This window comes from Ferdinandcohnia sp. QZ13, assembly GCF_031324165.1.
Classification (GTDB): domain Bacteria; phylum Bacillota; class Bacilli; order Bacillales; family Bacillaceae_L; genus Ferdinandcohnia.
The window spans coordinates 1,428,966-1,450,300 of sequence record NZ_JAVIVW010000015.1; the positions used below are offsets into that span (position 1 = coordinate 1,428,966).

Here is a 21,335-nt window from a genome sequence, read left to right on the forward strand (position 1 = left end):
AAAAAATAAATTACTACTTAATATTCTTGTAACATTGACAAGTGATCTAAAGACATTTCTTTTAAGATGATATTCATTCCTTCTGTATCATTTATTTTCTCATAAAAATTATATAATTTATTTAAATGTTGGTAATCTGGTGTACTATTATACAGCCCGTTATACACCTGAATGGCCATTGCTAAATTTCCGCTAGTAAGATATATATCTCCTTGAAGACTTAATAAACTATCTGAAACTCCTATATTATTAATATTTTCATTACAAATTACATATTCTGAAAAACCAAGTAAACGGGCTTGTTTTTTCAACTCAAAAGCAATTTTTTCATTTACACTTACCATATTTGCCATATTGATGAATAATTGTTTTTCATTCATATTAATAAAATTTGATATTGATTTCACAATAATCTTAATTACTTTATCAGTTAATTTAGTAATATCTCCATTGCCATCATTTAAAAATCCAAGTAAAATTTCCTTCTCCTCTTTTTCTAAATTTAACTTTAAAACTATTTCATTTTTCAAATTTCCATCATTTCTTAGTATAGCTAAACTGAGAATATCAATTAAATATTCTTCCTTAGAAACACTGATATCGTTCAAATGTAGATAAGCCTCTTCATATTTGTTCCCATATAAAAGTGCTATCAATAATAACTGCTCATCAACTTTCAAGTTGTATTCTATTATCAAATCTAAAAGCAATTTTGATCTTTTCGCTAGCAATACTCCCAACAAAAGGAGTAATTCATCACTATTATTTATAGGAAAAACTTGTTTAATATTTTTATAAATTTCGTCTTTTTCTATCCCTGATTGAATTAATACATTTAAATACTGAGAAATAGCAGGAGCAAAATTCTTTTTTTCTACAATAGCGTTAAATGAATGATTCAATGCTTCAATTAGTTTCCCTTGTCGTTGTAACACTTCCGATAATTTAATACTTGCTAAGTAACTTCCAACCCCTTCAATAGTTTGGAAATATTTCACTTCCCCTAATTCAAGGCATTTCTTATATGCATATTCTGCATCCAGTAGATAATTTTTATTTGAGTAAAGAGTCCCCAACATAAAATAAAATCCAGTATATTTAGGAAATAATTTTGTTGCATCCTTCATTAGGTTAATTCCATCCTCTATTTTCCCTATCATTAATAGGCAATCGCCCATTTGATAAAGAAGATATGGAACGTAGACTTGATCTTTACTTAAAAAATATGACTTTTTAAGAGCTTTTAAAGCCTCTTTATATTTTCTTCCGACTTTATATTGAACTCCTAAATTAAATAAATTATATCCGGATGGAGATTCACTTACTTCTTTCAGCAATATCTCGATATTCCTGTTATACTTATCTTTCTCTTTAAAAGTATCTTGCATATAACCGTCATGATGAATTATAAAATTTCCAAATCCATTCGTTAGATTGCTAGACTCATCAACATTTAGATGCTCATGAATTTTACCATAATAACTCAAATTAATATTGTTCTTAAAAAGCCTTATTGCTTGGTGATAGGATACATATCCATTACTCATATTATTTTTTATATTGAGAACATAGTAATCCTTCCCTAATGATAAGACTTCTTTTATCCTTGCATCATGATCTAAAAATTCATCAGCGTCTAACACTAAAATGTACTCATACGAAGCTTTGTTAATTGAAAAATTACGAGCATCTGCAAAATCATTTTTCCATTCATAATGATATACCCTTGCTCCAAATTCTTCAGCAATCTTTACAGTATTATCTGTGGACCCGGTATCAACAATAATTATTTCGTCTACCTGATTTCGTATACTTTCCAAACATCTTGTTAAATACTTTTCTTCATTTTTTACAATCATACAGACTGACAATGTTTTCTCAACCAATCAAATCACCCATATCCTATTTTCAACGTAGTATTCGGATTTAATATACCATTACTAATATCGACAAATTTCTTCCTTTCTTAACAGGAATTAATTTACATAGCGTAGAACTAAGTATTAACATAAAAAAAGGGCCTTAGCTTCCTAAGGACCCTTACTAATAAATATTAACGAAGAAGTTGAAGAACTCCTTGTGGTTGTTGGTTAGCTTGAGCAAGCATAGCTTGTGCAGCTTGAGTAAGAATATTATTCTTAGTCATAGCCATCATTTCTTTTGCCATGTCTACGTCACGAATACGAGATTCAGCTGCTTGTAAGTTTTCAGATGTTGTACCAAGATTGTTAATAGTGTGCTCTAAACGGTTTTGAACAGCACCAAGGTCTGAACGACTAACTGATACTTTATCGATAGCCTCTTGGATTTTGTCTAAGTTTCCTTTAGCTACACTGTTAAGAGTCCCATCAGTTGTACCTGCTAATCCAGAACTTAAATCTGTTAATCCTGCACCCCCTGCAGCTACACCTAGTGTACTTGCAGTTGCATCAACTAATGTTAGAGAAATTGTTTCTCCAGCGTTTGCACCAACTTGAAACGACAATGAAGAAGTTGTATTTAAAATATTTTTTGTATTAAACTTTGTTTGAGATGCAATATTATCAATTTGAGATGTTAATTGTGAAATCTCTTTTTGGATCTTAGCTGTGTCATCAGTTGTTAATGTTTCATTAGCTGCTTGTGTAGTTAATTCAGCCATACGTTGAAGCATTGCATGGGTTTCGTTAAGTGCACCTTCAGCAGTTTGGATTAAAGAAATTGCATCTTGAGAGTTACTTTGTGCTTGGTTTAATCCACGAATTTGGTTACGCATTTTTTCAGAGATTGCTAAACCAGCTGCATCGTCTGCTGCACGGTTAATACGGTACCCTGAAGATAATTTCTCCATAGATTTAGCAGATGCATCGTTGTTGTAAGATAATTGACGATGAGTGTTCATCGCTGAGATATTGTGATTAATTCTCATTATTATTTCCTCCTTGAGTTTAACCCACATCCATGTGGTATAATTTTTGTTTAACAGTTGAAGAATTAAGTCGGCCGCACTTTACTCAACAACTGCCTTCCCTTATAATATCGACAATATTTTTAGATGTTTAATAGATTAGCAAAATTTTTTTTGCAAATTCTAAAGACTCATCAACCGATGAGCCTTAGAGTGATTTATCATTAATAAATTCAATTTTTTTTACAAGATCAATGTTTATATTTGAAGCTTCTTTATTTTCTTTTATGATTTTTTCATAAACTTCTTGCCGAAAAATTTCTACATTTTTTGGTGCTTTTATGCCCAACTTCACTTGGTCTCCGTCTATATCTACGACTACAAGTTCAATATCTGAACCAATCAAAATCGACTCTTTTATTTTTCTTGATAAAACTAACACTGTTATCCCTCCTGCCCGGTGGAGGATTTTTTGCGATAAATCCTATGTTTTGTACTGTATAAAGTATCATTTAAAATAAGTTGCTTTCCTTTGTTTATATTCCTGTTTATAAGTAAAGGTGCTTGTAAATTCGCTGTAGTTTCCTCTATGGGTTCAACTAAGGTAATAATAGAAAAGGTTACAACATCTTCCTTTTGCTCTATTTTTAGAGTTTCCAGGTCATCAATTGGAATATCGAATTGATACTCCGAAAAATGGATAAATGGATCAGAAATAATAAACGCTAATTCCTCAGTCTTAAATGATTGCAGAATGAAGAATACGGACTCCTTTGCTAGTGGCAATATGACATATTCCTTTTCGTCAGGAAATCCTGGTATTCCAAAATCAAATGATATTACATCTTTCTGTTCTATTTCAACTTCACCATGATACTTTGTATTTATTTTCATAATTATCACCAAATATTATTTTATTTTATCAAAATTCAATCCGACAAAATCTATCAAAAGAGATTCTCTAGGATTAACAAATGTTGTAACCTTACCTGGGGTATATGCATGAACAGGTTTATTCACATTCACTTCAATTTGTGGACTGTTTGTCGTCCAATCAACTGATACTTGGGCTGGGGCATAGTTTACTTGGACACTAAACTGAGAAGGAGTTGAACCAGTATGAAACACTGTCTCGTTCTGGCTATTTCTAACTGCCTGTTCAATAATAGGATTTCCCCCATTCTCAATTTTCATTAATTCATTTCCTTCCTCAGCAATTCTCCCAATCGCCTCGAAGGAAACATCCATTCCGTACCGAGCATTCTCTGCTACTCTTTTTAATGGGGATTTCAAGTCTAAATTTTCCCATGCGAGCGTCTGGTCAATCGTAAGTCTTCCAGGAGTTCTATTGATATCCATTTCTGCAGAGGGTTGTTCAATTGTCATGTCTGCAGGTCGTTGCTCAATTTCCTGACTTGGCTTTTGAATATCTATATTTAACTTTGCATACTGAGATTGAATACGAATTTGTGGTAATTTCATATGTTCTCTCCTATTAAAAAAGCTATCTTTAACGATAGCTTTTTTATCTTATCTTATAAAGTCTACAAGAGTTGGTTGTATGATGCTAGAACCAACACTTAAGGCCGCTCTATGGATGCTTTCTTGTGTCTTTAAATTCATAATCACTTCTTCAACATCGATATCTTCATTCTCGGATATCATTTTTGTTGCAATTATTTTCTGAGAGCTCAATCGTGATTCAATTAATTCTGCTCGATTTGTGACTGCTCCAATTCTTGAGCGTGCAGCTGTAATAGTGTCAAGGTGATTCTGAAACCCCTTAATAAATCCACTTAAATCAGGATCATTCTCACCTAAAGCTGGGTCATTTATTGCACTCTGTAAATCATGCAAATCCTTTAAAGCATCAACAAAGAGATTATCTGCTGTTTGATTCACCTGTAATTTGACTCCCTTGGATACTTCGATCTCAATTTTGTCTTGATTCCCATTGTAGGTGAAGTTTGTGCCATCATATTCAATCGGCTTTTCATTCGTGCTAGAGCCACTAAATATATACTTTCCTGCTACTTGAGAATTAGCTATTGATATCATATGCTCTTTTAGTTGTTCAATTTCAGTGTTAATCTTCTGTCTGTCATCATTTGTTAAAGAACCATGATTCGCCTGTGTAACTAATTCACTCACACGGTGAATAACATCTCCAGCTTTTTCTAAGGAATCTTCACTATTCTCAAGCCAACTATATACATTGCTTAAATTTCTCTCATGCTGTTCAACTTCTATTAAACTTGTACGATTTTGCATCCCTTTTATTGCAATTACAGGGTCGTCAGATGGACGAGAAATCTTCTTTTGAGTGTATAGCTGCTCTTGATACTTTGCTAATCTTTCATAGCTATTATTTAAATTGCGGAGCATATTATTAGAAAGCATTGTTTGGGTTATTCTCATTTATATCACCTATCTCCCTACTACACCCATTCCATTTATTATTTTATCTAACATTTCATCAATCACTGTGATTTGTCGTGCAGAAGCATTATATGCATGCTGAAATTTAATCAAATTCGTCATCTCTTCATCTAGTGAAACAGCCATAACTGATTGGCGTCGTAGTTCAACTGAATCTTTCGTGTACTCAGCATTAGACTTCCGTAAGTTTGTTTCTCGAGCTGTTACACCCAGTGTCCCAATCATTCCAGCATAAAATGATTTTACGTTTCCTTGTATACCTAAATCAGAAGGTATTGCGCCTGTTCCGGTAAATTTTGTAAAATCTTTTGTTATCACATCACCCAATGCATACGCATTAGCACCATCACCATAATTTGTTTGAGGGCTATTTGGGGAAGCAGCAATTTCATCTCTATTTGTAATAGCCACTTTTATTTTTGAAGCAGCCCCCATCCAGTTTGATGGATTTGTCGCATCACTATTGATTGTAATATTCCCTTCGTATTCAAAAAATGCTTGTCCTGTTGTACCATTAAGGGTTTTACCATTTTGATGGACTTGATTAAACTCAGTCACAAATACATATGCAAGTTTGTCTAGGTTTTTCATAGTATCGGGAAATATTCCGGCCATCTTCCCATCATTTTGAACATATCCATATGATTCAATTAATCCTTTAAGTTTTCCGGCTGAAAAGGATTCAGTTGATATATTTGTACCATTTAAAGCTATCTTGTCTATATAGGTTTTGTTTGTTGGGTCGCCAGTTTCGGTAGCTGTTGTTAAACTTATTGCATTTGTAGTTAGATTTTCCCCATCTACTATTACACCTAAAGATGTGCCATCATCACCAACTATTTCAATTGTATATGTTCCGACTGCTAGTGGGTCCTTATTCCCCCCACTAGGGTTAGGAGTAATTTTAACATTAACCATTTCTGACAATTGATCTAATAAACGATCACGCTCATCATACAAATCATTCGGTAAAAACCCATTTGGTTCTACACTTTTAATCTGTTGATTTAACCCATTAATTTGTTCCGCAATGGAATTAATAGTGCTAACTGCTAGATCTATCTCACTTTTTATATTGTCTCTTATTCCATTTAAAGACTCTGCAATGTACTTAAAAGAATCAGCAACAGCTCGCCCTTGAGTAAGTACCACATCTCTAGCTCCTGTATTTTGAGGATCAGTTGCTAAGTCCTGAAGTTTTTTCCAAAATTCATCTAAGGAGGCCGATAACCCCTCAGTAGATGGTTCATTCATGATCTCTTCCATTCGTTTAAGTGCATCTGCACGCGAATCCCAATAACCTAATTTATTATTTTCATCACGAAATTGTTTGTCTGCGAACTGGTCACGAATACGTTGGATTGATCCTGCTTGAACACCAGTCCCCATTTGACCAGGTATTTTTGGAGCATTCATACCTGGACCCGGATAAGGAGTAGTTGACTCAAAATTTACACGTTGTCTTGAATATCCAGGTGTATTTGCATTTGATATATTATGTCCAGTTGTATATAACGCACTTTGTTGGGTGTTCATACCACGGCGTGCTGTTTCTAATCCATGAAAGGTTGATACCATTATTTTGTCCTCCGAATGCCCTATGCTTTTGAATCAAACATAGAGCGATGTTCTTTTTTACTTTGATTAGATAACGGATTTCCGTAATTCACATTTCTTTCAGTTGGATATATCATATCTAAAGTCATATTTACAAACTGTAAAGATTGATTTGTTAGCTGTTGGTTTAAATGATTCCGTTCTCTTAGTTCGCTGACTGTATTAGTTATCTCTTTTTGTAGTTTTGATAGAATCGATTTGTTAGGTTCTTCACTATGGTCAATAACATTAGATAATGTGTATGCATTTTCATCAATATATTGATCGCCAAATAACTTTTTAACAACAGCTATACGTTCATTTTCAAGTTGCTTTATTGCCAATATATACTGTTGTTCATCCTTCATATGTGCACTGAGGGCCTCGATGTCATCTTTTTTTAGAATTTCTGATTTTTGCTCAGAAAGTGTATATAATTTTTTGTGTAAGAGTAATATCTTTTCAAGCAAATTGATTAAAATTTCAGTTGACACGTGATCCCTCCTTTTGTTTTTTAAAACATTAGAATTTCACAATTGTAATCTTTTAAAAAACAAAATCAGTACATGTAAATACTGATTTTATTTTTTAAAATAAAAATCGTAGACGCTTTTCGCAACATCTTCTACGTTTACCTTATAGGTACCGCTTTGAACCTGTTGTTTGAGCGCTTCTACCTTTTGTTGGCGCGCAATAGTAATTGGTGACGTTTCTTGTAGTTGCTTTGCAGCAGAAGAAATTTCAACCTTATCTGTTTGTGTAGACTTTTCTGTTGCTGTAATTTTGTTCATCTGCTTTTTATATGGATTCATTCCAACGGGTCCGAACTGGTTAATTTTCATGTTAAAACCTCGCTTTCTATCCGAACTTCATGTCTTTGTTTTTTATATCGGCAAAAGCATGAAAATGTTTAGAAATTTTTATCTGCAAAATAGGTTCCTTTATTACGTTCTTTTAATTCTTTTTTACGCTCTTCTTCCTTTTGGAAGGCTGATAACTCGCTTCGGAATTTATTTGAGCAATCGTCACATAATATCCCTTCCCGTATTATGGTATGACATGTTTGGCATGGATATCCAAGGTTTGGGAATTGAGCCAATTTCAGCTTTCCTGTTCGGATAAATTTGATGATTAATTCTTCAGCAACACCTGTTCCTTCAGATGTCTCGAAAATAGTCGCTGTACGATTTTCTTTTTTTCTAATAAATTTATAAACGGTCTCGAACGCAACTTCTTCCTCCTTAAAGCATTTTTCACATACATCCCGAATATTTGTTTTTACAAATAGAGCTCCACAATTCGGACAATTCATTAGTTCTGCCATGTTAATTCTCTCCTCAAACACCTTATTTCCATCTATTATATCGGTGTTTTCGACGAAGTTTATAGTGACAGATTTTTGAAATGACTATCCTCTAATCAACGTCAACGAGGATACCGACTTCGCCCCAGCCTCTAACAACATTGTAGCCGCATGCCTTAAAGTTGATCCAGTTGTATAAATATCATCCACTAATAAAATATCCTTATCCTTAACAATATCAATCACTCGAAACACATTCCCCCTAGAAATACGTTCTTTTCGGCTTTTTTTCGACTGTTTCTCTAGGTGGGTTCGCGCTAACACTTCATGTACCTGAACATCCAATAACTCCGCTAACGCCTTAGCCTGGTTAAATCCGCGCTCATACAAACGCTCATCACTTAATGGGATTGGAACAACTAAATAAGAGGAATTAAAATGGGTTTTAAAAGCTTTTTTCAGAGGTGTTTTAAATATAGAAGAAATTACGTAGTCACCGCGGAATTTGTAGAGGGAAATTACTTCTTTGGCAAAGTCATTATAGAGGTAAATTGACCGGTTCTTTGTGAGTACACCCTGCCATTCCGCTTCCTTTTCCCAGCGAACACAGTCGTAGCAGAGGTTACCTTCGCGATACTCGTCGGACAGCTCCGAAAATGGTCGACCGCAAATTTCACAAGTCTCACCATCCACCTTTTCAAATTTTTCACTGCAGGTAGAACAGAGTGGATCCGGTTCGGTCAACGAAAACAATGTCGACCAGGAATCCACTTCTTCAAAATAATTGTGGCAAAGTAGGCATGTAGACATACTTCAGCTCCTTTTGAAATGGTCGCATTGAGGATTTTTCGCGACGATGTTTACAGCCTCTGCGATTTTCACATAAATATTGGCCATCATTTGTTTATTAAAATATTGGGCTCGGACATACGCCACCCCATTTTCCTTCGATACATAACGCGGTGGTAGATTATTTAGCGTGAGGGCAAATACATCGTTTTTGCATTGTTCACATTTGCAGGGTAAGTTGTATTCAGACCAGTTTTCATTGATAGCTTCAGCCACTAACGGCTCCATTGCATTAAAAACCTTCACACGAACCTCTCCATTCTCTCTTTCTTTTTTTATTATCACATAACAAACATAATTTGGAAATATATTTTTACTTATCCCAACATTAAGATTAATTGATTAAAGACAATTGTAAATTCCCCTTTTATACTATGGTGAATAATACTTTTGAACTACAAGAAAAACCCCTAAGCTGGATTCTTCGTCCAACCTAGGGGTCACAATTCATTCTACTTTTTTTCCATAAAAAATGTATCGATAGGGTGCGTCACCCAGGTATCCAAATGGATAACAGGTGGTTACAACAAGCTCCTCGTTTGGCGCGGTTGATTTAATGACGGTTCGATCATCCGCATCAACGATTTTCGTATCGACAATTTCATAGGTAAAGTCGCCGTATTCTAATTTCACAATAAAGGTGTCGCCGATTTCCAGCTCATCAAATCGTTTAAAGAGTGTATCGCGGTGACCTGATAGTACGATTTGATTGTTTTGGCTCGGTAGTGCAGTGCCTATGTAATGCCCAACACCTATTCTGAGTTCCTCTTCATCCGTCCCCTCAATAATTGGCATTTCCTCACCAAGCTTCGGAACCTCTAAAAGACCCATTGTCTCCCCCTTTTCGTAAGTTGGAATGACAGTTTCCTTTTCGGCTTTTTCCTCGGTTGGAGGTTTGGAAATGAGTTCTTCGGCTTGAACCAATGCTTCTTTTTGGGCCTGATTCGAATCCCAAATTTGAAAAATCGAGTAACCAGTCAATGACACACCGCCGATGATGAATAATAGGGCAATTGTATAAACAACCTTTTTCACTGGAAATCACCGCCTCACCGTTCTTTCTCCGTTACTTTTTATCATAATCAAAATGGATTGTGAAATCAATCAATGAAGCCGTTTTGAATGGCTTCTTTGTTCATATTTTCGATATGCTTTTTTGCCTTAATCATTTCTCTTGTTCTGCCGTAATGGAAAAATAAAATCTCGCCGGTTGGAAATTGAGCACTACGGCCAACACGGCCCGAAATCTGGACTAAGGCACTTTCCGTAAAAATTTTATCCTCCGCGCCTAAGACAGCGACATCAATATTAGGGACGGTTACGCCTCTTTCTAAAATGGTTGTTGTCACAAGTATGGGGATTTCACCTGAGCGAAAGCGTGCTACTTTGTCTTTTCGGTCCGGGTCCTCGGCATGGACACCTTCAATTCCAGGGTCGAGAGTTAGTAAAATTTCTACGATGCTTTCAAGATAGGTAATTCGTGGCACAAACAAGAAGGCTTGTTTTCCAATTTCAAGATGTTTTTTAATCCACCTCATCACATTCCGCGGAAGCCTCTTCTTTTTCAATATCTTTTCCCAATTCCCACACCATATAAATTCCGGAACTGGCAATGCATAGCGATGGTATCTCGCCGGAATAATTACAGCCTTTCTTTTCCCCGCTTCAATTTCCTTTTTCCATTTTTGATTGGGTGTTGCGGTAAGGTAGATGGTCGAGGAGGTATCCTTTTTTGCTTGGTTAACGGCATATTGTAGCATAGGCTCAACTGAGTACGGAAAGGCGTCTACTTCGTCGATAATGATCATATCAAAGGCTTTGTAAAAACGAAGTAGCTGGTGGGTTGTGGCAAGTGTGATGGGAGCTGTTTTGTCGCGGTCCTCGCTTCCACCATATAAGGCGATGACCTCAATTCCTGGAAATGCAGATTTTATCCGTGGAGCTAGCTCTATTACAACATCAGTTCGTGGTGTAGCGAGGCAAACCTTTTTACCTGTATGAAGTGCAGTTTGGATTCCTTCAAAAAGAATTTCAGTTTTTCCTGCTCCACACACCGCCCAGATAAGCAATTGTTCATTAGTTTGAACAGCTTTTATTAGCTCTGTTGAAGCCCTTTGTTGTCCTAGAGAAAGCGTTCCTTTCCACACAAGTGGCTTATCCGGAATCTCAACATTTGGACTTGGCCCTGTCCAACTCACCAAAACCGTACACTCACTCATCCGCCCCATATTGATGCACTTCCTGCAATATGCACAATCATTTTTACACCTTGCACAGCTAAAAGAAGCGAAAAGCTTTTGATCGGAGTTGCCACACCGAACACACGAATTACCATCTTTTGTTTTCGTGATACATTTTCTATATTGTAAATAACCATTTAAATAGTGGTGATGTATGTCTTCTAAGAAATAAGGAATTTCTTCAAGTAGGAGTTGCTTACCGTAGAGTAGATGTTGGAGTTCAGAGGAGTACTCAAATGTGGGATTCATTGGCTGTGTGTAGATTGATTCAAAATCGGTAATACGCTTGGCATCATGCTTGTCCGATAATGGTTCAGGGATTAATATATCGTTTTCTAGTAAAAATCTCATGAATGACCTCCCAATTTTTTTATAAGCGCCGCACTCAAGCACGGCGCAATTCATTTTTTATTTCTTATACCAACCTAACCCAATCGCACCTTCACCCAGATGGGTTCCAATAACAGGTCCGAAATAGCTTAGTAAAAATTCAACATGTGGGTATTTCTTTTCAAGTTCAGCCTTTAATTCCTTTGCCTCTTCCTCGATATTAGCATGGATCAACGCTGCACGCATTGGCACTCCTTGACTTGCATCTTCATCAAACAGTTCAAACACCCGGTTCAATGCTTTTTTACGTGTGCGGATTTTTTCAAAAGGCACAATCACTTTATCCTCGAAGTTTAGGATCGGCTTCACCTGTAACAAACTGCCAACAAATGCAGCTGCTCCGCTCAAGCGACCACCACGCTGAAGATTTGTTAAATCATCTACCATAAAATAAGCGCGGACGGATTTCTTTATCTCATCGAGTCGCTCTAATATCTCTTCAACCGGCTTTCCTTCATTCGCCATTTCCGCAGCCTCGAGCGCATAGAAGCCTTGCACAATACAGCTAATTTCAGAGTCGAACGGATACACCTTCACACCCTCAACCATTTCACCAGCCGAAACTGAACCCTGATAGGTACCGCTAATACCACTCGATAAGTGAATGCTAATAACAGCATCGTACTCCTGCCCTAGCTTTTCAAAAAGATCAACAAATTCACCAATCGGAGGCTGAGATGTTGTCGGCAATTCCTTACGAGCCTTAAGCTCATCATAGAATGCCTCTGCCGTAATATCGACTTCCTCACGATAGGTTTCTTCTCCAAATACGACACTTAGCGGAATCATATGTATATTGAGTTTTTCACGAAGTTCCTTTGGTATGTAAGCTGTACTATCAGTTACAATCGCCGTTTTCATAATTTTTACCTTCCTGTCCTGATTCTTTATAAATTCCATTTTAAATGAAATGGACGGGGATGTCACTTGTTTATAGATAAGTGTTTTACAGGGGTAAGTGTTTGAATTCCCAGATCCAAATTTTCATTAATAATTGAGAAACCTTTTAAAGTTCCATTCTACGATTATCTCGAAATGTTCCTAGACAGATTTTTTCCAAACCTCATATATGTACCTAGCCTCTGAGGTAAGCCATTTTTGAGCTTCAGGTCTTTCTAATAGTACTTGATGTTCTTCGCATATCCTTTTTGCAGTACGGAACTGCAGATCTTTAATGTACCTGTTCACCAAAATTAAGACTTTTTTATCTGAATCCGATAGAGTTCCAAAGGTACCTTGCTCTAGCTCCTCTTTAATTATTTTTAAAAACTGTTGTGCATTAGAATGTAACAGAACATAATTTTGAGCCTCTGTTAATCGATTCCATTCATTGATTATCATGTTTCTGGCATTAGGGTAATTTTTTTCAGAAACCATAATGTTAACCAATCGAATAACGCTTTCAATTTTCACCTTATTTCCACCTTCTTAGGTCTTATGTCATAGATTTTAAACATAGAAAAACCGAAGGTCAACAACTATTCTAAAATTTCAGTATTAATAATAGGTAATTTATCCTATTAAAAAAACACAACGAGCTGCTGTTAAGCAACCCGCTGTGTGGAAATTTACATTAATCTATTTAGATTATATTTACGTAAAGCCTTGTTTATTATCACAACCTAAACTTCCTAACCGCATCTTGTAACTCTTCAGCCATAAAGGATAACGATGCGGCTGAAGACGCAATTTCTTGCATAGAGGCCAATTGTTCTTCTGTGGCTGCTGATACCTCTTGGCCCTGTCCAGTTGTCTTCTTAGCAATTTCATCAATTTCACTTACTGCTTCAACTACTTGTTGCGCACCTTGTGTCATTTGTGCAATCGATGCTGAAACTTCTTGTATTTGTGATGATACATCATCTACAAATTGTTGAATTTGCTTAAAGGATGAACCAGCATTGTTAACCACACTTATTCCCTTTTCAGTCTCTTCTGTTCCATGATTCATCGACTCTACCGCTTGTTTTGTGTCTTCTTGTATTGTAGAGATTAATTGGCGAATGCTTTCTGTAGATTTTGCTGACTGCTCCGCTAACTTCCTTACTTCGTCTGCTACAACCGCAAAGCCTTTTCCATGCTCTCCCGCTCTTGCTGCTTCGATTGCCGCATTCAACGCTAAAAGATTCGTCTGACTCGCGATATCTGAAATCACATTTACAATCTGATTAATTTCTTCGGAGCGTTCTCCTAATGAATATATGATTTTTCCTAAATCAGATACAGACGCATTAATATTTTGCATTTGTTGAATGGATTCCTGGATAGCTTGTTCACCATTCTCTACAATACCCAGCGCTTCAACTGAAGTGCGAGAAACAGTTTGAGCATTCACTTCAATTTGTTGAATGCCAATATTCATTTCTGTTACGACCTCAGTCGTTTTTCTTACCATTTCTGTCTGTTGTTCAGTTCCGACCGCAACCTCCTGGATCGCATTTGCCACTTGTTCAGTTGCCTTGGTATTTTGTTCTGAGCTTGCAGTCAATTGCTCAGAGGATGCAGCTAAGGTCTGTGACTTTTCTTCTACGTGTGTTAATAGTTCCCTTAATGATGCCAACATCTTATTAAAGCTAATTCCTAATTGTCCGACCTCATCATTGTTTTTCACTTTTATAGATTGAGTAAGGTCTCCATTACTTACTTTATCAGTAACCTCCACTAATGTATTCAGAGGTTTCGTAATGCTTCTGACAATTAGAATGGCAATGACAATTCCAATCACAATAAAAATAGCTACTACCCAAAATGTTGATAGAAGAATTCCTTGAGTGGCTTCATTAATTTCGTTTTGTTCCATTACACCTGCGATTTTCCAGCCTGTAAGTTCATTCGTCACAAAGGCAGTTTCGTATTCATTACCTTGAAATTCATCATGAAGAATTCCACTTTGCTTTTCATATATTAATTTGCTGTAAGTTTCCCCTTGTGGGACTGAACCAGTTTCTTGTGTTGGATCCACTAAATATTTTTTCTGTGCAGTAAGGATAAACGCATATCCTTTTTCACCGATTTTTACACTCGAAGTGATTTCTTTTAAAGACTCTAAATTAATATCTAAACCGATAACTCCTGAACCATCATTTATCGTTTGCGCTACGGTCACTAAGATGCCACTGGTAGCCAAATCCTCATATGGCTCTGTAATAATCACTTTTCCTGGGTTAGCAATGGCTTGTTTATACCATTCCCTCTCTCTCGGATCAAAATCTTCTGGTAGATTTGCATGAGGATATAAAAACATGTTCCCATCTTTGGTTCCTGAAAAAATTGTCACAATGTCAGGATGAAGCAGCGAATATTGTGTAAATGTCTCAATTATGTTTGATGTTTCTGATTCAGCAAAAGACCCGGCATTTAGCTTGGATGCGAAATACTCAACATCATTATATTTTGAAGATAAGTTATCTGTAATATAACCATCTAGAAGATTTACACTTGCTGTTGAGCTTGCAAGTATCTGGCTTTTAATTTCCTTTTGTGCATTATTGTAAGACATAAAACCAATCATAAAACTTGGTAATAGGATGATTAAGATAAAGGTTATGTACAACCTCTTGCCAATGGTAAAATTAAATAAATTCTTTCGTTGACGCTTTTCTACGTTGTTTTTCATAGGTGAATTTCCTTTCTCATTTGTTATACAAATAAACCAATAAATAAAAGCACAACAAGCTATATCTCGTTGCGCACTATATGCTTCCTATTATTCTATCGGCATACGTTGAGGGATGTTTAAGTTGAAAAGATTGACAATTCCTTTACCATCCAAACCAACAAAAAAGCCAACCTCCATCTGGAAGTTAGCCTAAGAAATTCTATTTAATCATATATTTTGATTCAAATTCTTCTGCAATTCGTTGCAATAAAACCTCTAGTTCACCTTTCGTTTGGAACGTGAACGGATATCCATAATTGGACTTAAGTTGACCGTTTTCTTCTGGTCTAGGGAATTTTCTTAATGCAGTACTTCTAGTTGGCTTTATTTCCACCTCTTCAAATAACTTAGCTTGCTCCACCAACCAAGGATGTATGACAATAGTAGGTGTAACATTATCTAATAAATATACATACCCTGTTTTAAAATTTTCGAATTGAAATTCAGCAGCCTTTTTTGAAAGGTTTCTATAAGTAAAGTTTGCATTCTCAAAGGTTAATTGGAATCGCTCTAAAGGAACAATTCTGTTTTCAGCCCGTTTTTCCGTAGAAATCCTCTTCTCCTTAACAACAGGGTGCTGTTTCTTTTCTTCCTTCAACTGATGAAGTTGTTCTTCAATTTCCGAAATCCTGGCCTGCGTTTCTTTTATGTACGCATCCATCCATTGTTTCATAGCATCAAGATCTTGGTTTTGTTTAGAAGGTAATTCATATCTAGGTGCACTGAAAGTATGGCTTACATAGACTTCTGAATACCAGACACCTAACTCAAAAAGAATCCGGTGTGCTTCCTTCGCCACTTCTTGGTCCATTTCTAACACTTGATGAGACGCAATATTACCATTTTTCCTTAAGAATTCTAGTTTTTTATACATATCATCTTGAATCACATCATGTCGATATAATCGATTTATCTTTTCTACTAATTTCAGCGGATACACTTCACTCATATTTTCTTGCTCAAAAATCATATTAACCAATAGCTCTCCAAACAAACGAGCCTGTGTCATCGCCGCTTGTGGTTGATCCCATAAAAGCGCCTCAACCCGTAATGCCAGTTCCTCTAATTGGCTAGAAAAGTCTCCTATAAAATGAAATACACTATTCTTCATTCTATTATCACATCCTAATTACTAGTAGTTAAATTTTACTATAAACTTGGATGCATTCCCATGAAGAAACAAAAAAAGCCAATCACCAAACAAGAAGCTAAGCATTTTTCCATCTTCCTAAGACATTAAAATAACGGGATCACGATGTCGTTTCCCGTCTTTTAAACCTTTATACACCTATATTTACATAACTCATTACTTATTGTCCTCATTTGATTCATCTTTTGTTTCTAGTTCTTTCGATTCCTCCACTAGAACCTTTCCTACTTGCTCTAAACTCGTTTGAAGCCTTATCGTCTCCTCCTTCAGCTTCGCAACTTCCTTAAGAAGTTGAGCTTTTTCTTTGTTGCTTTCATCGAGTTGTTTACGCTCGTTTTCAAGCTCCTCTATAACTTGCGGTGCGATGGCTTGAATGAGAGCCTCACTAGATTTTTTCTCCAAGTCTACACCATCAGCTAAAAAACGAAAGAGATTCACTATATCTTCAATTGCTTTCGGATCATCCACCAATTTTAAGTTAGGATCACCTCTTACAATTTCATCATCAATTCGACCTAATAAGTATTCAATGTCGAGGGATATATCCTTGGTCCCAAGCACTTGACCATCAAAGTTCTTCGCAGTGAGCTTTCCCTTGACAGTTGTTTCTTTGCCAGAAAACTTCATAGTTAACAGCTCTAAAAATTGATATGCGTTAATATTCGCTTCAACGGGAATGTGATAGGTTCCGTTTTTATCCACTTTAATTGGATTGACATGTAATATGTATTCGGCTAAATCCCCTTCTATTAAAAAACCAACATCCGGTCGATATCCAAAATCACTATCGCGGACAACTTCAATGACCAGGCTCCCATCTGTTTTCTCAATAACATCTATGTGTTTAATTAAGTTTTCAGCAGAAGCCGTCGAAACATTGATCATATTTTGGTATTGTGTAGTGAAGTATGAAAAGGTAGGACTATTTGCTTGTAATACGACGGATATTAATACCCCAGCCGATAAAAATCCAGTCGCTTTCAGAATTGTTTTCTTCAATCAAGTCACCTCCTGTTATATGGAGATACATAGACTGACTAAGCAAGTCAGCCTATGCTTGTTTTTAATTAGTTTGAAGTAAACCAGTTGTATAGGGCTTTGGATTCGATAGATAGGTATGGTCCATTAATTTTAGCCAACCTTACAATGCCTTCTACTGATGTATCAACACTGCTCACTCTCCACAATTGAGAATTACTTGCGAAATATTCGTTATCCGTATACACCCTGTACCAAACAGTACCGTTTTCTTTGTACTCTACGACCTTTACATTGCCTACCTTGTCTTCAAAATCACCCGTTCCATCACCCATGCTGATTTCGATTACCTTGTATCCTTCATTATTCAGAGAAAAATTAACTTCTTTATTATTAGTTTTCCTAGTAGAACCATTGGGAGTAGCTTTAAATGCAACCTCTCCCGTAAAATACGGTGGTACCTCCTGCTCTTCAGGTTCCTCTTCCGGGTCAACCTGTGTAGCTGTAACCTCTAATTTCATATTTCCTGTTTTACCTTGGAATGTAATGTCATTTTGACCATGTGGCCAACTAGCAAGAATACGGTAGCTTTCAGAGTCATTTGTAGGTTTAAATGTTGTTGAATAATCAATATATGTCCACTTACCCGCTACATTCTTCTGAAGATCAAGGACAATCGGTGTATTAGCCGCTAATAATTCACCATTTGGAGTAAAGTTCACACTGTATTCCACTGGTAGCTTCGTGTCATTTTTATTAATAGTGAAGCTATATACTTCAACTGGCTCCATACCTGGATAGAAATCTTCCCCTAGATTGAACTGCCCATCACCGATTGTTTGTCCATTCGCATTCACAACATCAACATTAAAATCCGCTGCCTTCGCTTCGTTATTACCACTGACAAATTCCTTCGAATAATATGCTATCGTTGTAGCAATTGCAATCGCAATGATAAATAGTGAAGCTAGTCCAAATACAGCCTTTTTCTTCATTTTGTTTCCCCCTCAAAAGAAATTCATTTTGACGCCACGTTCTTAATTAAGAACAATGAAACAAAACTAATCCCTCAATTATTTCTTTTCTACCAACCAATCGCTGTCAATTTGCCATTTGCCATCGCCAAGATTTGTGAATGTAACGTCGATATTTTTATAGCCTCCGCTAAATCTGATATTCAAAGTAGCGGTGTCCCCAACCGTTGGTTTAACAAAAGATTGGTTCGTATACCTTAAATATAGGGTTCTAGCTTCACCACCACTATTTGTATACACAGGGTTATTATTCTGTGTTCTTCCGTTTGCAGATGAGAAAATATCAGCTGTGATGGAAAGTTTTAACTGTTCGAAATGTGTCTCCTCTTTAACAACCTCATAATACACATATCGAGATGCTACTTTTTCATCAAGGGCCTTTTGTAGCTCTGCTACTTTCGCCTTTAATTCTGTCTTTATTTTCCCATCAACTAATCCATCAACATATGCATCTAGATTATTAAGTGAATCTTGTACAGCATCAGATTGAGCTTTTGTAAAGTTCCCTCTATTAAAAGAAGTATTACTATGAACCTTATCTAATGCAAGGAAAGCTTCATTAACTGCCTCATATTTTTCTCTTGCCAACTGAGCGTTACTTGCATCAACCTGTGTCGCAATAACCTCTAAATGGATGTTCCCTGTTTTGCCTTCAAAGTCGATATCGTAATCACTATGTGGCCAATCTACTAAAATTCGATAGCTTTCTTTGTTAGCCACTGGTTTGAATGCAGCAGTGTGATCGAGTGCCACCCAGTCGCCATCAAGTTGACGCTGTACTGTTAATGCAACAGGAGACTTTACACCTTGTGGGAACAGCTCCCCGCTTGGAGTTAACTTCACAGTATATTCCACCGGCACATCCGTACCAGTCTTATCCACTTCAAAGTTATAAGCTTCTACAGTTTCCATCCCTGGATATAGCACATCTGGTAAATCAAACTGTTCATCACCAATTGCTTGTCCATTAGATGTTGCTTCAACCTTGAAGCTAGCAGCTGTAGCAATATTATTACTACTGGAAAAACTAAGTGAATAATATGCTATCGTACCAACTACTGCAATACACACAACAAATAAAGAAACTAATCCAAAAATACTCTTTTTCTTCATGGTATCCTCCCGTTTTTAAAAATTATTAACCTACTAAGGTTGCTTTTGCACCTCCTCTGTAAAATAGTTATGAGTAATAACGGTGGAATGATTATGTATGACTACTTTCTTTTCGCTGTGCTGTTAATATCCTTTTGATCAAACCAATCGTTATTATCAACAGAATAATAAGTGAGAGTAAGATAATACCCGTTGGAGTTTGCAGGACCTGTGCTAAATGACCTAGCTTCGGTATCGTAAAAGCTACAACCCCAACAATCTTGTCTGGGGACACAAAATCATTGTCTACTACATTATTTGCATCGCCTTTTGTTAAAAAAAAGGATTCCCCATCCTTTTCTACTAAACTAACAATTCGGTGGGTAACAAGAGTATGTTGGTTCAATTGATAAGTAATGACATCGTCTACTTGTAACTCAATTGGATTCTTTTCCCTGACAATTATCATATCTCCAGGTTGTAATTCTGGTTCCATGCTACCAGTCATGACCGTCATAGTCTTAAAACCAAGAATAGAGGGAATTTGTCCAGATTGGTTTTTGTATTGAACAACAGACACCATTGCTAAAACGCTTAATAGAACCAAAGATGCAAATAATACATTTCCACACCATCTAATAGCATTCTTAAACATCGTCCCACTCCCTATAAAAAAAGAATTAACTTCCGTGTCGTTCTTTAAAAGGAACGATATGTATATAACATAACCTATTAATCGCTATTTTTCAAGAATTAACCTACAAACAAATTCTCTAGAAAGAACGAATAATACAAAAAAGACAGGGATTGTGATGGAAATCCTTGCCTGAAACAAAAAAAGCTAAGCCCCCAAAAGAGAACTCAGCTTTCTATAAATCTATTAATCTATTAATTTATTAATTTATCTAACCTCAACCCAACCATTCTTAATAGCTACAACAACAGCTTGGGTACGATCATTTACGTTCATTTTTTGTAAAATGTTACTTACGTGGTTTTTAACCGTTTTTTCACTGATATATAGGTCATCACCAATGCCGCGGTTGCTTCTTCCGTCCGTTAACAGTTGAAGAACCTCACATTCTCTTCTTGTTAACAGATGGAGTGGACGACGAACCTCCGTTGCTAAATGTGAATGCGATGCTCCGGATTGTCCACTTGCGACGGCAAGGCGACGGAATTCCTTCACTAAATTATGTGTTACTCTTGGATGCAAGTATGATCCACCTTCTGCAACGACTTTTACCGCTTCGACTAGAGAATCCGCATCCATTTCTTTTAATAAATAACCAGTTGCTCCAGTTTTAAGGGCATGCGTCACATAGCTTTCATCATCGTGAATCGATAAAATAATAACCTTCGTATCAGGGTAAGTGTCAATTAATTGTTTTGTTGCTTCAATTCCGTTCAAGTTAGGCATGTTGATATCCATGATGACAACATCAGGCTTATGCTGCTCAATTAGCGCCACCGCCTGCTCTCCATCGTCACCCTCTGCTACCACTTGAAAGGTTGGTTCAAAATCTAGTATTCGTTTTACACCCTCGCGAAATAATTGGTGATCATCAATTATAACTATGCTTGTTTTCATGAATAACGCCTCCCCCTTTCATTTTGACAATCGAGGCAATTTCGGTCAATACTCCATAAGCAGTATTAACAGAACATGTTTGTAAGATTATTCTTATTTTTCCTATATAAATAAGTAGCATATAGTAG

23 protein-coding genes are annotated in these 21,335 nt (G+C 36.3%); all 23 read right to left on the minus strand.

The features are described 5' to 3' along the window. Positions 1-17: 17 nt before the first annotated feature. The 23 genes from RGU12_RS21065 to RGU12_RS21175 all read right to left on the minus strand — a co-directional run bounded on the left by RGU12_RS21065 (position 18) and on the right by RGU12_RS21175 (position 21,207). A complete protein-coding gene (locus RGU12_RS21065; protein WP_309537803.1) occupies positions 18-1,886 on the minus strand; it encodes a glycosyltransferase in 1,869 nt (622 codons plus the stop codon). Between the two features lie 167 nt (positions 1,887-2,053). Continuing rightward, positions 2,054-2,908 (minus strand): flagellin N-terminal helical domain-containing protein, encoded by an 855-nt coding sequence (locus tag RGU12_RS21070; protein ID WP_309537804.1) that lies wholly within the window; start codon positions 2,906-2,908, stop codon positions 2,054-2,056. A gap of 187 nt (positions 2,909-3,095) precedes the next feature. Continuing rightward, positions 3,096-3,329: a carbon storage regulator CsrA gene (csrA, locus tag RGU12_RS21075; protein WP_309537805.1), complete on the minus strand. Its 234-nt coding sequence runs from the start codon at positions 3,327-3,329 to the stop codon at positions 3,096-3,098. A 2-nt stretch (positions 3,330-3,331) separates the two neighbouring features. Beyond that, positions 3,332-3,781 carry a flagellar assembly protein FliW gene (fliW, locus tag RGU12_RS21080; RefSeq protein WP_309537806.1) on the minus strand — a complete coding sequence of 150 codons (450 nt, stop codon included), beginning with the start codon at positions 3,779-3,781 and terminating at the stop codon, positions 3,332-3,334. A gap of 15 nt (positions 3,782-3,796) precedes the next feature. After that, on the minus strand, positions 3,797-4,369 hold the full coding sequence (locus RGU12_RS21085; RefSeq protein ID WP_309537807.1) for a DUF6470 family protein: 573 nt from the start codon (positions 4,367-4,369) through the stop codon (positions 3,797-3,799). A 48-nt stretch (positions 4,370-4,417) separates the two neighbouring features. Beyond that, positions 4,418-5,305 carry a flagellar hook-associated protein FlgL gene (gene flgL / locus RGU12_RS21090; RefSeq protein WP_309537808.1) on the minus strand — a complete coding sequence of 296 codons (888 nt, stop codon included), beginning with the start codon at positions 5,303-5,305 and terminating at the stop codon, positions 4,418-4,420. A 9-nt stretch (positions 5,306-5,314) separates the two neighbouring features. Next, the gene (gene flgK / locus RGU12_RS21095; protein WP_309537809.1) at positions 5,315-6,904 is read right to left on the minus strand and encodes a flagellar hook-associated protein FlgK; all 1,590 of its coding nucleotides are present in this window, start codon (positions 6,902-6,904) and stop codon (positions 5,315-5,317) included. A gap of 20 nt (positions 6,905-6,924) precedes the next feature. Then, a complete protein-coding gene (locus tag RGU12_RS21100) occupies positions 6,925-7,416 on the minus strand; it encodes a flagellar protein FlgN (protein WP_309537810.1) in 492 nt (163 codons plus the stop codon). Positions 7,417-7,503: 87 nt separating this feature from the next. Next, the gene (gene flgM / locus RGU12_RS21105) at positions 7,504-7,764 is read right to left on the minus strand and encodes a flagellar biosynthesis anti-sigma factor FlgM (RefSeq protein ID WP_309537811.1); all 261 of its coding nucleotides are present in this window, start codon (positions 7,762-7,764) and stop codon (positions 7,504-7,506) included. A 68-nt stretch (positions 7,765-7,832) separates the two neighbouring features. Then, entirely contained in the window at positions 7,833-8,246 is a 414-nt protein-coding gene (locus RGU12_RS21110) for a TIGR03826 family flagellar region protein (RefSeq protein ID WP_309537812.1), read from the minus strand. Positions 8,247-8,330: 84 nt separating this feature from the next. Further along, the gene (locus RGU12_RS21115) at positions 8,331-9,035 is read right to left on the minus strand and encodes a ComFC family protein (protein WP_309537813.1); all 705 of its coding nucleotides are present in this window, start codon (positions 9,033-9,035) and stop codon (positions 8,331-8,333) included. A 3-nt stretch (positions 9,036-9,038) separates the two neighbouring features. Next, entirely contained in the window at positions 9,039-9,320 is a 282-nt protein-coding gene (locus RGU12_RS21120; RefSeq protein ID WP_223254528.1) for a late competence development ComFB family protein, read from the minus strand. 201 nt (positions 9,321-9,521) lie between these two features. After that, a complete protein-coding gene (srtD, locus tag RGU12_RS21125) occupies positions 9,522-10,109 on the minus strand; it encodes a class D sortase, LPxTATN-specific (protein ID WP_309537814.1) in 588 nt (195 codons plus the stop codon). 65 nt (positions 10,110-10,174) lie between these two features. After that, positions 10,175-11,665, minus strand: coding sequence for an ATP-dependent helicase ComFA (locus RGU12_RS21130; protein WP_309537815.1), 1,491 nt, complete (start codon positions 11,663-11,665; stop codon positions 10,175-10,177). A 57-nt stretch (positions 11,666-11,722) separates the two neighbouring features. Next, the gene (locus RGU12_RS21135; protein ID WP_309537816.1) at positions 11,723-12,565 is read right to left on the minus strand and encodes a DegV family protein; all 843 of its coding nucleotides are present in this window, start codon (positions 12,563-12,565) and stop codon (positions 11,723-11,725) included. A 180-nt stretch (positions 12,566-12,745) separates the two neighbouring features. After that, a complete protein-coding gene (locus RGU12_RS21140) occupies positions 12,746-13,117 on the minus strand; it encodes a hypothetical protein (protein ID WP_309537817.1) in 372 nt (123 codons plus the stop codon). A 202-nt stretch (positions 13,118-13,319) separates the two neighbouring features. Beyond that, on the minus strand, positions 13,320-15,320 hold the full coding sequence (locus RGU12_RS21145) for a methyl-accepting chemotaxis protein (RefSeq protein WP_309537818.1): 2,001 nt from the start codon (positions 15,318-15,320) through the stop codon (positions 13,320-13,322). A gap of 202 nt (positions 15,321-15,522) precedes the next feature. Further along, positions 15,523-16,473 carry a DUF4145 domain-containing protein gene (locus RGU12_RS21150; RefSeq protein WP_309537819.1) on the minus strand — a complete coding sequence of 317 codons (951 nt, stop codon included), beginning with the start codon at positions 16,471-16,473 and terminating at the stop codon, positions 15,523-15,525. Between the two features lie 195 nt (positions 16,474-16,668). Beyond that, entirely contained in the window at positions 16,669-17,511 is an 843-nt protein-coding gene (locus tag RGU12_RS21155; RefSeq protein ID WP_309537820.1) for a hypothetical protein, read from the minus strand. A 68-nt stretch (positions 17,512-17,579) separates the two neighbouring features. Beyond that, positions 17,580-18,485: a hypothetical protein gene (locus RGU12_RS21160; RefSeq protein ID WP_309537821.1), complete on the minus strand. Its 906-nt coding sequence runs from the start codon at positions 18,483-18,485 to the stop codon at positions 17,580-17,582. A 78-nt stretch (positions 18,486-18,563) separates the two neighbouring features. Beyond that, complete coding sequence (locus tag RGU12_RS21165) at positions 18,564-19,637, minus strand: hypothetical protein (RefSeq protein WP_309537822.1); 1,074 nt, start codon at positions 19,635-19,637, stop codon at positions 18,564-18,566. Positions 19,638-19,728: 91 nt separating this feature from the next. Next, complete coding sequence (locus RGU12_RS21170; RefSeq protein WP_309537823.1) at positions 19,729-20,271, minus strand: signal peptidase I; 543 nt, start codon at positions 20,269-20,271, stop codon at positions 19,729-19,731. Between the two features lie 246 nt (positions 20,272-20,517). Beyond that, the gene (locus RGU12_RS21175) at positions 20,518-21,207 is read right to left on the minus strand and encodes a response regulator (RefSeq protein ID WP_116354312.1); all 690 of its coding nucleotides are present in this window, start codon (positions 21,205-21,207) and stop codon (positions 20,518-20,520) included. Positions 21,208-21,335: the final 128 nt, after the last annotated feature.

Bases quoted from the DNA above. Each gene is read 5' to 3' on its own strand.
- RGU12_RS21150 (WP_309537819.1), bottom strand. From the start codon at position 16,473: ATGAAGAATAGTGTATTTCATTTTATAGGAGACTTTTCTAGCCAATTA.
- flgK (WP_309537809.1), bottom strand. From the start codon at position 6,904: ATGGTATCAACCTTTCATGGATTAGAAACAGCACGCCGTGGTATGAAC.
- RGU12_RS21110 (WP_309537812.1), bottom strand. From the start codon at position 8,246: ATGGCAGAACTAATGAATTGTCCGAATTGTGGAGCTCTATTTGTAAAA.
- flgL (WP_309537808.1), bottom strand. From the start codon at position 5,305: ATGAGAATAACCCAAACAATGCTTTCTAATAATATGCTCCGCAATTTA.
- RGU12_RS21165 (WP_309537822.1), bottom strand. From the start codon at position 19,637: ATGAAGAAAAAGAGTATTTTTGGATTAGTTTCTTTATTTGTTGTGTGT.
- RGU12_RS21170 (WP_309537823.1), bottom strand. From the start codon at position 20,271: ATGTTTAAGAATGCTATTAGATGGTGTGGAAATGTATTATTTGCATCT.
- RGU12_RS21130 (WP_309537815.1), bottom strand. From the start codon at position 11,665: ATGAGATTTTTACTAGAAAACGATATATTAATCCCTGAACCATTATCG.
- RGU12_RS21070 (WP_309537804.1), bottom strand. From the start codon at position 2,908: ATGAGAATTAATCACAATATCTCAGCGATGAACACTCATCGTCAATTA.
- RGU12_RS21135 (WP_309537816.1), bottom strand. From the start codon at position 12,565: ATGAAAACGGCGATTGTAACTGATAGTACAGCTTACATACCAAAGGAA.
- RGU12_RS21145 (WP_309537818.1), bottom strand. From the start codon at position 15,320: ATGAAAAACAACGTAGAAAAGCGTCAACGAAAGAATTTATTTAATTTT.
- fliW (WP_309537806.1), bottom strand. From the start codon at position 3,781: ATGAAAATAAATACAAAGTATCATGGTGAAGTTGAAATAGAACAGAAA.
- RGU12_RS21175 (WP_116354312.1), bottom strand. From the start codon at position 21,207: ATGAAAACAAGCATAGTTATAATTGATGATCACCAATTATTTCGCGAG.
- RGU12_RS21085 (WP_309537807.1), bottom strand. From the start codon at position 4,369: ATGAAATTACCACAAATTCGTATTCAATCTCAGTATGCAAAGTTAAAT.
- flgM (WP_309537811.1), bottom strand. From the start codon at position 7,764: ATGAAAATTAACCAGTTCGGACCCGTTGGAATGAATCCATATAAAAAG.
- RGU12_RS21160 (WP_309537821.1), bottom strand. From the start codon at position 18,485: ATGAAGAAAAAGGCTGTATTTGGACTAGCTTCACTATTTATCATTGCG.
- RGU12_RS21115 (WP_309537813.1), bottom strand. From the start codon at position 9,035: ATGTCTACATGCCTACTTTGCCACAATTATTTTGAAGAAGTGGATTCC.